General features: G+C 53.7%; 9 protein-coding genes. 3 read left to right on the forward strand and 6 right to left on the reverse strand.

Annotated elements, in window-relative coordinates; translation table 11 throughout:
* From RMSM_RS25430 to RMSM_RS42115, 3 genes are all read left to right on the forward strand, one after another.
* Positions 1-559 (forward strand): vWA domain-containing protein (locus RMSM_RS25430; protein WP_040769373.1); only part of this gene is annotated, 559 nt, incomplete at its 5' end.
* Positions 560-566: 7 nt separating this feature from the next.
* Positions 567-1,019: a TadE/TadG family type IV pilus assembly protein gene (locus RMSM_RS25435; RefSeq protein WP_008703388.1), complete on the forward strand. Its 453-nt coding sequence runs from the start codon at positions 567-569 to the stop codon at positions 1,017-1,019.
* Between the two features lie 224 nt (positions 1,020-1,243).
* Entirely contained in the window at positions 1,244-1,696 is a 453-nt protein-coding gene (locus RMSM_RS42115) for a hypothetical protein (protein ID WP_008703394.1), read from the forward strand.
* Here the strand turns inward: RMSM_RS42115 and RMSM_RS25445 are convergent.
* The 6 genes from RMSM_RS25445 to RMSM_RS25470 form a co-directional block, all read right to left on the reverse strand.
* Entirely contained in the window at positions 1,686-2,675 is a 990-nt protein-coding gene (locus RMSM_RS25445; protein WP_040769376.1) for a DUF6268 family outer membrane beta-barrel protein, read from the reverse strand. The two genes, RMSM_RS42115 and RMSM_RS25445, sit on opposite strands and share 11 nt — an antisense overlap.
* A gap of 80 nt (positions 2,676-2,755) precedes the next feature.
* Entirely contained in the window at positions 2,756-4,123 is a 1,368-nt protein-coding gene (locus tag RMSM_RS25450) for a Gfo/Idh/MocA family protein (RefSeq protein ID WP_008703398.1), read from the reverse strand.
* Positions 4,124-4,256: 133 nt separating this feature from the next.
* The gene (locus RMSM_RS25455) at positions 4,257-6,482 is read right to left on the reverse strand and encodes an arylsulfatase (protein WP_008703400.1); all 2,226 of its coding nucleotides are present in this window, start codon (positions 6,480-6,482) and stop codon (positions 4,257-4,259) included.
* A gap of 233 nt (positions 6,483-6,715) precedes the next feature.
* Positions 6,716-11,974: a DNA repair ATPase gene (locus RMSM_RS25460; RefSeq protein ID WP_008703402.1), complete on the reverse strand. Its 5,259-nt coding sequence runs from the start codon at positions 11,972-11,974 to the stop codon at positions 6,716-6,718.
* A gap of 169 nt (positions 11,975-12,143) precedes the next feature.
* Positions 12,144-12,602 carry a transposase gene (locus RMSM_RS25465; RefSeq protein WP_040769374.1) on the reverse strand — a complete coding sequence of 153 codons (459 nt, stop codon included), beginning with the start codon at positions 12,600-12,602 and terminating at the stop codon, positions 12,144-12,146.
* A gap of 129 nt (positions 12,603-12,731) precedes the next feature.
* Entirely contained in the window at positions 12,732-14,816 is a 2,085-nt protein-coding gene (locus tag RMSM_RS25470) for an SPFH domain-containing protein (protein WP_008703405.1), read from the reverse strand.
* Between the last annotated feature and the right edge of the window lie 93 nt (positions 14,817-14,909).

The raw sequence follows: 14,909 nt of genomic DNA on the forward strand, positions 1-14,909 counted from the left end.
CGATCCCGAGGACGAGGGTCATACCGGAGTCATGTATACCGCCACGCCGCCTAGTTTGTTTCCCGATCCGTATGACACGGACTCTGATTGGGTAGGCATCCTCGAATCTCAGATGACAGACGATTTCACAACTTTGAAGAATGATATTTTGTCAAGCAGTTCGTTGACGTCGAACAAGTACGGTGGCGGAACTCCGATCGGTGCCGCCGTCCGCGATGGAGCCCATTACCTGTACAGCAATCATCGCAAACACGACAGCAACAAAAACGAAGTCAAGTTGTTGATGGTGGTGATGAGTGACGGCAATGCCAACAAACCCGAAGACGACCCCGACGAGTACGCAATTTCGATGGCGAACTATGCCGAAAGCCTCGGCATCCAAATTCACACGATTAGCCTGGGGGATGACGCGGATGTCGCACTGATGACGGCGATTGCAAACGCAACCGGCGGCAAACATTTTGCGGCGACCGGCAGCGGAAGCGAACTGACCAGCACGCTGAAACAGGCTTACCGCAACATCGTTGGCGCGATCAACCGTACCGTCTTAGTGCAATAGGTTCATCATGTTATTGATAAAATCAAAATCGATTTCTCGTCGCCACTGCAAACCGCGTTCGGCGGGAAAACAAAAAACACGTGGGATCGCGGCGGTGGAATTTGCCGTCGTCTTGCCACCCGTGCTGCTGATGATCCTGGTGTCGGTCGAAGTTTCTCGCGCGTTGGCCGTCCAGCACTCGCTGCAAGAAGCGTCTCTGAATGGATGCCGGATCTACTCCCTCAGCGACAAGACGCAGCAACAGGCAAATGACATGATCAATCTGTCACTGGCCGAAGCAGGTATCTCGGGACACAGCATCCAATATGTTCCGGCGACCAAGGCGGAAATCACCGCCGAGATGCAGCCGGTGACGGTCAACATCTCGGTGCCCTACAACCAAGTCGGAGTCGGGATCCAGTGGCTGTTGGCCGGTTCCACCGTTGCGGCCAGCACAACGCTGCCGGCGGAATCACGCTAGAACCCTCGACGCTACCGCTCGCAAGATTCCCCCCCGCCTGTCGACATTCCCTCGCCGTGTTAGTAGCACCGCGAGGTGGATGTCCCGCCATTCGTGGCGAAACTTCTTTGCAAAACGACGTCGAACATTTGCCAGATCTTGATACAATCTGGGATTGGCTCGCCCAACACCCTCCCCACGCTGGCGAGCGAATTGACTAATGGACGACGTACTTAAAGCTGATAATGAGCAAGAAGAAAAAGAAAAACACCCGCATTCCTCACAAATTCTTGCCTTGGATCGACGCTCGCAAGAAATATCGATTGTCACACGCTCAAGTCCAAATGGCGCGGGAATTGGGGATGTCCCCCAAACGCTTCGATCGACTCGCCAACACCGAACACAAGCCATGGAAGGTGCCCCTGCCACAGTTCATCGAGTCGTTGTACGAAAAGAAGTTTGGCAAGCCTGAACCCGATCACGTGCAGTCGATCGAAGAGATGGCGGCCGAACATATGGCACGTCGCGAAGCAAGAAAAGCTGCGAAGGTCGCCGATGAGACTGCCGAAGAACATAGGGATGAATCGACTGACCTACAAAGCGACACCCTGCAAAGCGACGACGCCGTCAAGTCCGACGACACCGCGAATGCATCGCTCGAAACCGACACCGACGTTGATCCCGAGATCAAAATTTGACGCTGGCTTCGACAAACAGTGCATCGTCGAGATCAATCTCACTGCCGCTGCTTTCGAATTCAATCGAACGATTCCATGCGTATCCCGACTCGACGAAGAAACCTCGATTTCCAGCTTGCACCCACTCGTAACCGACCAACAACCGCAGGTCGCTGAGTGTTAATTCGTCCGGCCTACCACTGTCGCGAGTGACAGCCCAAGTGTTCCCGCCCAGAGTACCGCCAAGATAGGCCCATGATTCCGAATTGCCGCCGTCTTTCGAAAGCCGACGGGCGATCCTCGGACGCGGCAGCATCGCATCGATTTTCCACTGCGGTGTGGGAGTCCACGTTGCCCCCAACGCGGGCAATAGTGGCAAGTCGGTGCGGTCCAAGTAGACGGCTCCGAACGATAAACTCAAATCGGGTCGGCACTGCCAATTGACCAACCCCAACCCAAACAATCGCAGTGCGTTTTCGTCCGTTGTAAAGTCGCTGCGGATCGATGGCGTGACGACAAGCGTTGTCGAAAACACGCTCGACCATTGCTTACGGTTAAAGAAGGTGACCCCGGTGTTGTAGAGTGTGCCGGGCAAATCGACCGTCTCGGGTCCATTCAAATGATCGGCACGAAAGTAAGGGCGAAGCACGAGGATGTGCTCTAAACTGCCCAGCGGCACGGCGAAACCAGCGCGTACCTCTTCGAACGTGATGTCCAACCCGCCCGCCGCATTTCCGGTGTCAAGCAAGTAACCGCCAAGCAGTTCTGCTCCCTGATAGAAGCTTTTGCGAAATCGTGGAACCTCTGTTTCACGCAAGGCAAAGAACGCGGGGTCAACCGTTTCGATCATCGGCGACGGAGCATATTCGAATTCGTCTGCGAATGCAGGGACGCCCGCGAAACTTGGCGTCAGCTCTTGCGAGTGCACCCCCGATGTGGCCAACGCCCAAATCAGGGCAATGGCAGGCGAAAGCACGTTTTTACGTAATCTCAGCGACATCCTGGCTCCGTCGGGGTCGGCAACCACCAGGATTAGCAAACCAGGGGGGGTAGAATCAAGAGCGGCAGACAGAAAGGACGCTAGACGATTCGGGTCTTGCTGCCCGGCACCGGGACGGGATAGCGGCCATCCGCATCGGGAGTCACGGGCGCGGCATCAGCGAGTGAATGCATTGCCGAGGTATCCGCCAATTCAATGTTGCTGTTGATGGCATCGTCCCAGCGAACGACTTTGCCGCTGTAGGTCGCCATCCGCCCCATGATCGCGGTCATCGTGCTGTGCGCACCATATTCGCCTTCGCTTAACGTTTCACCACGGCGAAGTGCCGCGAACCAATCGGCATGCTGCTGCGAGTAACCGTTTTGACCGCGTCGCGTAGTCACATCGCTTTGCCAAATCATGTTGCCTCGCGAATCACGCAAGATCGCGTTGGCGATATCCGCCGACCCCTGAGTGCCGTGCACAAATTCGCCGATCGTGGTCCGGCAACCTTGCATGTGCCGACATTGGCTCAACATCCGTGTACCGCTGGCATAGCTGTATTCGACCATGTGGTGGTCAAAAATTTGTCCGTGGTCGATCCCATCACGCAGCTGGCGACCGCCTTGGCCTTGAGCCTCGATCGGATGCGATCCCATTAACCAATTGATCACGTCCAAATTGTGAACGTGTTGTTCCACGATATGATCACCGCTGAGCCAATTGAAGTAGTACCAATTGCGAAGCTGATATTCGAGTTCGGTTTGCTCTGCGGACCGCGGTCGCACCCACACTCCAGATCCGTTCCAATAAGCCCGAGCAAAAACGATCTCGCCAATCGCACCGTCCTGGATCCGCTGAACACATTGGCGGTAGCGAACTTCGTGACGCCGCTGCAATCCCACTGCAACCGACAACCCTTTTTCGATGGCAATTTGATTGGTCGCCAGCACACGGCGAACTCCCACAGCATCGGTCGCCACCGGCTTTTCCATAAACACATGTTTGCCCGCCTGGACTGCCGCATCGAAATGCAGCGGACGAAATCCAGGCGGCGTAGCCAAGATCACAACGTCCGCGTCGCTGGCCATTACGTTCTTGTAGGCATCGAGTCCGACAAAGCGGCGATCCTCCAGATCGACTCGCGAGGCATGTTTTCCCTTGATTGATCGGTAGGCTGATTGCAAATTGTTTTCAAACACGTCGGCCATCGCGACCAACTTAACTTCGCCGCCATGAGTGCTTAGCGCATCGAGCGTCGCTTCGGTTCCCCGTTTGCCACACCCGACCAACCCGATCCGGATCGCATCACTACCGAAGGCGTGGGCAGCACGAGCCACACCAAGTTCGGCGCCAGCGATCGCACCGCCTGCCAACATCATCCCCCCACCCTTTAAGAATCCACGACGCGATGGAGTCTGCGTCGGCAGACTGGATTGCGTTTGCGTTTTTGGGAGGCGAGTTGGCATATCAGTGAATCAACCCTGGACAAAAATGGAGCGGCAGATACTTCAGCAGCGTTATCTAGAATACCCCGCGTTATCTAGAATACCCCGCTGCGAGATTTCCAGCAAACATAATACCGAGAACAACAGCTTCCAGCTATTTTACCAATTCAATGACGACTTGCTTCACGGTACCTGCGAGTGGAAAGGGAACCGCGTACGGCCCCACCGCACCATTGTCGTCTTGGCCTACCTGTAATCCGTCGAGGGGCTGTTCGCCCAGCAGCCCGTCTATCTTGGACTCGGCGACTTGTTGCTCGCCAATCTTCAGCCGAACCGTTCCTGACTTACTGACAATCGCGGTCACTTGCAGCTCGCCGGTGACGTTGGCATCGGATGTCGTGATCATTCGCTTGCCATTTTTGGTCCATCCAAAACAGAGTTTTCCGTTTTTCAGATACAACGACCAACCCAGCGAGGATCCGCCTTGAGACACGATCACACCGTCTCCTTGGGCATCGATGTCGGCGGTGACTGTAAACGCCCTGTTCTTCAAATAAGGGGCCTCGGTCCGATCGAGTTTGTCGCCGCTGTTGAGTTTGAAACGAGTTTGTTTCAAATTCATTGACGCGTTTTCGTTGTGTTTGTTGTTCCCTGGTTTCAGCGGCAATACATTCGCACGCTCGGCGTAGGCTTGCCACATGGCAGCGAGTTTTTCGACGGTTTCAGGCATCTCGGTACTCAAATCCCGTTGTTCGCTGCGGTCGTTGGCGATGTTGTAAAGTTCCCACTCGCCTTTCACTCCCTTTGCCACCAATTTGAAATCGCCCACGCGAACGGCACGATTCCCTTCGTGTTCCCAGTAGATCGCCTCGCGATCAAACTCATCGCGGGTGCTTGCATCCTTAGCAAACAAGGCAACCAAGCTCTTTCCTTCCATAGGCTTGATTTTATTGCCATCGTGATAGGTGGTGGGATAGTTCGCTCCGGACACATCCACGGCGGTCGCCATCAAGTCGATCAAATGTCCCGGAGTCGTTTCCAGTTCCCCGTGTCGTTTGATCTTTGCAGGCCAATGCACGATCAAGGGTGTTGAGATGCCGCCTTCGTGGGTCCAGTGTTTGTATTCACGAAAGGGCGTATTGGATACTGTGGCCCAACCGCGTCCGTAACCGATCGCCGTATCCGCAGGTCCCGCCATCGACCCTTTGCCCGTTCGCATCACAAACCCATCGCGTGACTGTTTGGGTGTCATGTCGGGCTGTAGATAGTCCGCAGGCAACACCGCCAACGTCGGCTTGTCCGCCCGATCGCCCCCCACACCACCGCGGCCGTATCCTTCGGCACAGCCGCCGTTATCCTGCAGAAAACAGATCAGCGTGTTCTCGAATTGCCCGGTGTCTTTCAGCGATTGAACAATCCGTCCGATGCCTTGATCCATCGAATCGATCATCGCGGCATAGACTTCCATATTTCGTTTGTCCCATTCCCAAAACTTGGTTTCTTTCCAAGCATCGGGGATCGGCCAGTTGACGGTACTGTTGGCGTCGATCAACCCGAGTTCGATCATTCGTTTGTAACGAGCATCTCGAATCGCATCGTAGCCCGCATCGTACGTTCCTTTGTATTTTGCAATGTCTTTGTCCAGCGCGTGCATCGGCCAATGCGCGGCAGTAAAAGCCACGTACATAAAAAAGGGCTGGTCACCGGTTTGATAATGATGATCGCGGACAAACCGAGCCGCATGATCGGCAATTGCGTCGGTGTAGTAGTAAGTTTCGCCGGGCCAGTCTTCTTTGCCATATTCAGGATCTGCATATGGCGAGATAAATTCGTTGTCCCGCGTCAGCGTGTTGGGATCAAAGAAGCTGCCCGCGCCGTGGATCGTGCCGTAGAAGCGATCAAATCCACGTTGCCGCGGCCAATTTGCTTTATCAGCATCCGTCTTGGGATTGATTGCTTTGGTGACATGCCACTTGCCTGACATGTACGAACGATAGCCCGCCTCTTTGAGTGCTTCGGGAATGGTCACGCAGTTTCGATTCAGTTCACCGCGGTAACCCTCATAGCCTCGGTCGTCCATCATATGGCCAACACCGGCTTGATGAGGATACAAACCGCTAAGCAAACTCGCCCGCGTTGGACAGCAACGCGCGGTGTTGTAGAACTGAGTGAAGCGAACGCCGTGTTCTGCTAACGAGTCAAGGTTGGGGGTTTTGATTTCGCCGCCATAACAACCGATATCCGAAAACCCCATGTCATCCGAGAGAATATAGATGATGTTCGGTCGGTCCGACGTATCCGCCCGGAGTGAACTGGGGTGAATAAAGATTGCCAGCGTTAGAAATGCAAAAACGCAATGATGCAATGAGAAAAATGGCATGGGAAGCGTGTATTGAGGGGAGTAGGAAGGAGCAGATGTTGATGCGAACAACAACGCTAAGCAGGCAGGCAGGAATCATTGAGAAATCCCGTTAGCTACTTGGGCGCTGGCCCCGGTTGAATGTCGGAACCGTGGCGAGCGCCCAAGCGGCTAATCTACGGAAAGACTCCTGCCTAGCTGCTCAGTATACACAAACTCGTTTCCGCCACCTCTGCCAATGCAAGTTTGGCAGCCTACTGCGGTGGGGTCAGGTTTTGCTTGCCCGGTTCCATCACCGATTCCATTTGCTGATAGTTTTTCAGCATCGCTTCGAGTTGAGTTTTCAGTGCCTCCAGGTCGCGGCCGGTTTCGAGCGACTCGGTCAGAATCGGACGCAGCCATTCTTGCATCAAATGGAACTGGCCTTTGACGAGATCCACTAACACTCGGGGCACCTTGTGCTGTACTAAAACTTTTTGGTCTGGCTGCGACGCTGCCTGATGCTCGCTGATTCGCTCCAAATTCTTGCTGGTCGCATGCAGCGTTTCGGAAAGCTGAGACGCCGACGCGATCACACTTTGACGTAGAGAATCGATTCGCGCATCCATTCTCTCTTCGGCTCCATCACTGCCCACCGCAATTGCACGCGAGATGACTTGGCGAATCGATTCCAGCCCGTCTCGCATCGCACCGAGCTGACGCATCAATTGGCCGACTTGGTCTTCGCTATCCATGCCCTGCATGCGAACGCTTTCGACGAACGCGTACTTGATCGAATCCCAACGCTCTTTCTCTTCGGTCGTCAAAATCCCCATCAATTCTTTGAACTTCAGCACGTTGGCTTCGTTGTCGGTGGTCAACGTTTGCGCGTCCTGTTCGTAATTGCTGATAATCAGCGTTTGCAATTCCTTCTCATTCATAACTCCCGCCACTCGCTCGGCGATGCGATTCATGTTTCGATAGCTACCTTGTAATTTGAACGGAGGCTCGGTTCGATAGGAATCAGCTTGGGCAGCACTGCGAATGTAGGCACGATTGACCTTCAGCACGACATCGCGAACTCGCAACAATTTGCGCATCACCTCGAACATCTCGCGGACTTGATCCATCGACAAATTGCTTTCTAGCTCGATGCCTTCGATCGAATCTCGCTCGGCGGCACGAATGATCGCACGTGAATCTTCGACCGGAACCGTCGACAGCGGAGCCAGCGTACGATTGCTGGTCAAACAGTTTTCCAAATAGCTCATCTCGAATGCGTCAGCCGAATCGCCGATGATTTCGCCCAAGTTGTACACATCGGCGCGGTTGGAAAGCATATCCGGAATCTGGAACCGTTCGCCGCTCTCGGTATACGGGTTGCCCGCCATCACCACGGCAACGCGTCGGCCGCGAAGATCATAGGTACGAGTTTTGCCATTGCGAACGCCTTCAATTTTTCGAGTGGCATCACAAAGCGAAATGAACTTTTGCAAAAATTCGGGATGCGTATGCTGGATATCATCTAAATACAGCATCACGTTGTCTCCCATCTCGAGCGCCAAATTCAGCCGCTGGACCTCTTCGCGAGCTGCGGCATTGGGCGCTTCGGCGGGATCCAGCGAAGTGACAGCGTGGCCAATTGCCGGTCCATTGATTTTCATGAACACGATACCGAGCCGGTTGGCGACGTATTCCATTAACGTCGTCTTGCCGTAACCCGGTGGCGAGATCAACAGCAACAATCCCATTCGATCGGTTCGCTTGTCGGCGCCCGCCGATCCCATTTGTTTGGCAAGATTGTCGCCAATCAGTGGCAAGTAAACTTCGTCCAACAAGCGGTTGCGGACAAAGCTAGTCAACACGCGCGGTTTGAACTCTTCCAACCGCATCTCCTCACGTGCGGCATCCACCAATTTCGTTTTCGTTTCGTGCAATCGCTCAAATCGCGGAACAACGTCCCGACGATAGCTGCGGACACGGTCGAGTAGTTCGTGATAATGTAGCGTCAAAACGCCTTTTTCGATTCGCGAATGGGCTCCCGCCATCGACTCGAGTCTTGTTGCGACCGCAGCGTCGGCCACCGCCATCGACTCGGTGCCTCCGCACTGAATCAGCCACGCGAGTTCATCGAGATAGAACAGAGCTGGATCCAATTCATTCGGCTTTGCATGCGATTGCAAAAATGCCTCGGCCCAATTGCGAGCCAAGATAAAGGTCGCGACCGGATCGGATTGATTGTTTTTCAGCGAACCTTCGAGCAACTTTTGTCGATCCGATTCAGGCAACGTTTCGGCCAACGCATGATAGAGATCAACCGCCCGTTTGCTGGCGGCATTCTTACGCCCATCGGCGACCAATTGCTCAAACAAATAGTCGGCAATCCGCTGCTCATTCACCGTGGCGGGAAAGATCGGCGCCCAGTGCGATCGGTCAATCGACGCGAGTTCGGCAAGCCGTTGACGAAACTGAATCGCCGGCTTGGCATGAGGGTATGCTTTGGCAAGTTTTGCAAACCCGCCAATCCACTGTGTCAACGCCTTGTTCTGTTTCGCATCAAGAATTTTGGTGAACCACAACAACGATGCGGATCGAACCGATGGCGAATGACGTAGCAAGCCAATCGTTTGACTCATTTTCAACAGCGTCGACAAAATCTGTATCGCGTCCCCGTCGTGAACCCCCTTGGAATAACCTTCGCTAAACCGGCCGGCAAGCTGCGGTTGGATCCATTTCAAATCGATCGATTTTGGATCCATCGGACTGGCCGATGACGATGTCAGCGATTCAAACAAATCGACGGCCAGATATTCACCGCGATAAACGTCCGCGTTTTCACTGATCAGTTCCTGGTTCCAAAGATCTTCTGCTGCGGAAAGTGCCTCGTCACGAAGTGGCTCGAAAAACTGGGTGCCCGTTAAGTGCAAACAAATCTCACCGCCGCGAAGCACCGTGGTCAGATCTAATGGCTGTGTATTGACGGCGAATCGATGTTGGCCCAACCGAATCACGTCGCCACCGTCTTCGTAAAGATCTTGGCGATCCTTCAGCTGTCGCGAGGCATCTTCGCGAATCGTTTTCAACCGGCTTTGCAGGTCTTCCACACGGACGGCATCGTCGAGATCACCAAGCTGTTCGATGATCTCGCGTACCTTTTCGACCATCAAATCGCCAGCAAAATAAGCGGCAATTTCATCGCTCGATTCCATCGAACGGACTCGCGAATCGATCCCCTTTAAGATTCGATCGGCGGCCGAGGACAACGACTCGGCACGTCGGTTGCGTTTTTCCGTCAGCTGAACTTTTCGTGATTCGAATGCCGCATAGACATCCTCGCGTCGTTGTGCCAATTGCACGATAAATTCATCAAATTCAGCAAACCGCCCCTCCAGTTCTTCCAATTGGACCATCACCTTGGTCAGGTACTCGTCACACTTGGCGGCCGAGTCGCTGACGTCCAAATAGCCGGCGGTGGTTTGTTGAAGCAGTTTTAGTTGCGATGCAAATTCGGCTTGCCCTTCGACGCTGACTAATTCGTTGACACGTGCCTTTAGCGAACTGCGAACGCGGTTCAGCGAAGCAAATACGTTTCCAATGGCATCGATAATTTCGGTGCGTTTGGTCGAATCATCGATCCGTAGATTGCTGACCGTCTCGGTCAACAGCTCCAACTGGCTGGCGGATTCATCAACCGTCTCGCCTAGTTTTTTCGCCTCGGCAACCGTTTGTACTTGCGACACGGCCTCGCCTGCGTCGGCCACTTGTTCTTGATACGGATCGAGGGCTCCAGGAGTCAGCAGAAAATCAACGCAGCGTCGACTGAGCCGTTCCGCACGTTCAGCGGTGGTCTTTTCCAGCGTTTCGACCAATTCAAGATCGACATATCGCAGTTCTTTCAGCGCAAGGGCGTGCCCACGTTGTTGCCGTAATTTAGCCAGAAAATCGACAAAATCTTCGATCGACTCGAAACGCCCTCGCTCGATCTCTTTGACGAGCGCCTCGACGTCCTGCTGCACTTGATTGGTTTGCGTCTGCGTATCACGACGAACGCGAACAACCTTTTCAAATTCTTCGACGGCGGCCGAGGCGGCTTCGCGAATTTTCTGCAGCGGTTCAGAGAGCTTTTCAGTCTCGGGTTTGTCGATCCAGAAATAGCTGTCAAGCACATCCGAAGCTTTCTTGACAAGGTCAACGTACAACCCGTCGTAGCTGTCGTCCTTGTCGATCAATTGCAGCAGTTCACTGCATTCAGCCATCCCGCGAACGATTTCTTTGTTGCCGATCTTGAACAGCAACGAGTCGGTCTGATTTTCCGGAACATGGTCGGCGCTGGTGAACGGAGTTTGCCAGACCTGGATCGCATGGTGCTTTTGCGGCTGGTCGTGCGTTTTGAAACAGACCATCTCGCCAGCATCAAACAAAGTTTGTCCGTTGCACACCAATGGGGTGTCGACCGATTGCCGAATCAGGTTGTAGCGAAGCTGGACATAGGTCCCCGATTCGTGATTGTAGAACAGATACAGAAAATCTTCGCCATTGGCTGCTGCGACCGTGCGTTGATAACGCATGTCGCTAAGACCATGATCGAACCGTTTGCATTGGCCGGTTTGCAAGTAGTAGCCGCCGGGAAAGATCAAACCTTGGTCGCCGGGCAACATCACGCAAGCATGTTCGATTTCATCGAGGCGAATCGCTTGCTGGATTTTGCCGTTAAAGACGATATACCGTGTCTTGTCTTCCTGGTACGGACGCACTTTCATCAGCACAAGATTGCCAACGATCGCGTAATGAATTTCGGCGTCGTCGAGTTTCTGGTCGCGATGATCGACCGGTTCGGCATAGATGCCTTCGCCCGAATCGGTATTGTTTTCGACCTTGACGGTCAAATCGCCGCCCACCGTTTCGATAAAGACACGGTCTTCGATCGAAATATGAGGATGGGCACCGTAGTGATGCTGGTCTCGCGTGGTGCGTTTCCAAGTGAACTCGTGCTGCTGCGGATCACGAACCTCGTGCTCGCTGCGGTTATCAAGATATTCGATCGAATCCGGGGTCACCCGCCATTTGAAGCTTTTGATATCACGATTGCTTTTACCGACACGGAACACCATATGCAACATCGGTCCGGCGCGGAAAAAGCGGGCGAAGGCGGTGCCTTTGTAGAACCGGTACAGTTCGTGAAAATCGTTGGCAAAACGCTTATCACCAATCGGGTCGAGTGATTCTTGGTGGAATTGGTTATCGGCAAAACGATAGACCGAAAAGACGTCGGCGAGTTCGATTTCGGTTTTCAGCCCGAATTGGACATTGTAGCCAAACAGAAACTTGTCGCCGACCGAGATCAAGTCACGCGGCACACAGTTGTGTTCGGTGGTAACACGTTCGGTGGTAATCAGCCTCGTTTCGATATTGCCAAAGACCGTCGCCCGTTCTTCGTTCAGCTTGGCGAGACGCGCACGCAAGTCCGCCGACGCATCGCGAAGCCGATTGCGAAGCACCTCGTAGGTTCCAGCAGCAAGTTGAGTGTCGGTCATAGGTCAAGATCAAACGGTCATTAATTGGTTGGGGGTATTGTGTTCAGTTTGTAGTTCCAGCTCGTCCGGCCGGATGTGGGTGAGGCCCAACGGGCCGGTGCTATGTCAGCCCAGGGCAACGCCCTGGGTTTGGTCATGATCCATCCGCACTAGTCCCAAAGGGACGGCTCTAATCCCAAACATAACGCTCGTCGATCGTAATGCCATGTCGGCGACAAAGTTCTCGGAACTCCTCTTTAAAAGTCATGTTCCGATGATGCATTTCCTGATTGGCGATGTAAGCTTTTACCTCTGCAATGTTCGACTCGCTAACCGAAAACGCTCCGTATCCTCCCTGCCACGAAAATTGCGACAACGATGTCGCTTGGCGTTTCACCCATTTGCTCGTCTCTGTTTTCGCCTGTTGTACGACATCTTTCATGGCAAAGTTTCGACTTAACAAAAACAATGCGTGGATATGATCCTCGACGCCCCCAATAATGATGGCAGGCGAGTCAACGTTGTCACGAAGAATCGTCGCCATATAGGCGTATAACTCGTCGCAAAGGCTACGTGGTTTTAGGACGGATTGTCGGTGCTTGGTGGAGAACACGAGATGAATCGCAACTTTAGATAACGATTGAGGCATTGTTTCATCTCCAATGGGTTAGCGCCGCCCCGTTGGGGCTATCGTGCATCTTGTTTTGGCAAACCCAGGGCGTTGCCCTGGGCTGACACAGGGCCATCCCGTTGGGACTACGAATCGTCCCGTTGGGACTTATGCTTTGCCTTTTCTTGCTTTACTGTCGGCCGGCAGGGCGGGAGTTAACACGCGACTTGCTTTTTGATCGGCGATGTTGGCGGTGCCCACGACGCCTAACAAACTGGTCAATTGCGAGCGAACATCATCGGTCTTTGCCAATCCCATCATCTTGGCGATCAACGCCGCGATCGACAAATCTTTGACCGAGTCGGCGTCCAGATTGAATTGCTTGATCAAATCCGACAACTGGTCACGAAAGTAGTCAGCGTTGCCATCAAAGAACGTGTCTTTGATGTCGGTCGCCACACGGCTGTTGTAGACAAACCGGTCAATCGCTTTGCCTCCCTTGACCGCCGACGTAATCTGTTCAAAGAACTCGCCGTCGCCACCGACAATATCGATCCGCGCCGCTCGCAGGGCTTCGCCCATAACGCCTGCTTGGCTTTCGGCAATGCCGCGTTGAGCATCGATCGCTGCGATCTCGACGTCCTTCTCTTTCTCGAGCTTCAGCTTGAACTCTTCGTGTTCCTTGCCGACGCTGTCGAGCTGTTTCATCGCTTCGGCTTTCTCGGTGATTCCCGTTGCCTCGCTGTGATACTTCTCGCGTGCCACGTTCGCTTCGGCCAAACCTTGCTTCTCGATCGCTTGGGCCTTGGCTTCGATTCCCTTGGCTTCGGCGACGGCTTTCTTCTCAAGCACGATCGCTTCGGCGCTGCCTTCCTTCTCCAGACTGGTCGCTTTGGCTTCTTGCACCGTCGCTTCGGCCAACCCTGAAGCAGCCGCAGTGGCTGCGTCGGCTTCGGCCAACATCTTCTTTGCCGCCGTGTCTTTCTCGGCAGCATCGCGACGCGCTTCGGCTTCGATCCGGATCTTTTCCGCGATTAACGTGCTTGAATCCTTTTCTGCTTGCGCCTGTTTTGTCACACGAATCAATTCTTCTTCGGCCTTCATCTCGGCCGCAGTCACTTGGACTTTTTTCAGCCGGTCGGCTGCCGCGATTTCTTCGGTGTCCTTGATTCGCTCTTTCTCTTCGACCACGGCCCGTTCGACCGCGACACGTTCGCGAATCACCTCTTGAATGTTGCGTTTCTCGATCTCAATCGCCTTCTCTTTCTCGACCTCGGCGACTCCGACCACTCGCAATCGCTCGGTCATTTCCAAATCGCGATCGCGATTGACACGTTCCAGTTCCACCGCGTCGGTCTTTTCCTTGTTCCGCTGAGCGACCAGGATTTGACGCGATTTATTCTCTTCGGCAACCCCCAATTCCTCTTCGGTTGCGATCCGAGCCCGTTCGGCTTCGAGTCGCTGTTCTTCCCGCACTTTGGCGGCAGAGGCTTGTTCACGTGAGGTGATTTCAGCGATCTCGCGTTTCTGTTTCTCGACCGCTTCGACACGTTGGCGTTCGAGCTCCAGGATCGTTTCTTCCGCTTCAACGTCCTGCTTCTTCAGTGTCTTTTCTTTGTCGCGAGTAAACTGGTTCTCTTTGACCTTTTCGGTCGAGGTCAACTCAGTGATCTTTTTGATCCCCTCGGCATCGAGAATGTTGTTGGGGCTGAGCATTTCTAGTGGTGTTTGCTCGAGATAATCGATCGCCGCGTCGTCCAATCGGTAACCATTCAAATCGGTACCGATCACCTTCAAGATTTCTTCTTTGAACTTGTCACGTTGATCATACAGGTCGACAAAATCAAACTGTTTACCCACCGTCTTCAGAGCTTCACTGAATTTCGCATCAAATAATTCACGCAGTGTTTCCAGTTCGCTACATCGCTTTGCACCGATCGATTGAGCCACCTCGCGCATTTCTTCGTCGGTCTTGTCGACTCGAATAAAGAATGCCACTTTGATGTCGGCTCGTATGTTGTCTTTACAGATCAACCCTTCGCTGCCTTGACGATGGATCTCGAAACTCTTCAGTGTCAAATCCATGAACTCAAAGCGGTGGAACATCGGCACAATGAATTTGCCGCCCGCGGTAGTCACGTCGAGTCCGCCGAGTCCAGATTTAACGATCGCACGGTCGGGACCGACGACGATGTAGTACTGTTTGAACGTCACCAAGAACGCGACGAACGCGATCAAAACGAAGTACAACATTAACATTGGACCCGAGGTCCAATCAATTTCCGAGAGCAGTAGCAAGGAGGTCACGATGCGGTCTCCGATGGCAGATGAGTGACGATGTAGATG

It is taken from the genome of Rhodopirellula maiorica SM1 (assembly GCF_000346295.1).
Classification (GTDB): Bacteria; Planctomycetota; Planctomycetia; order Pirellulales; family Pirellulaceae; genus Novipirellula; species Novipirellula maiorica.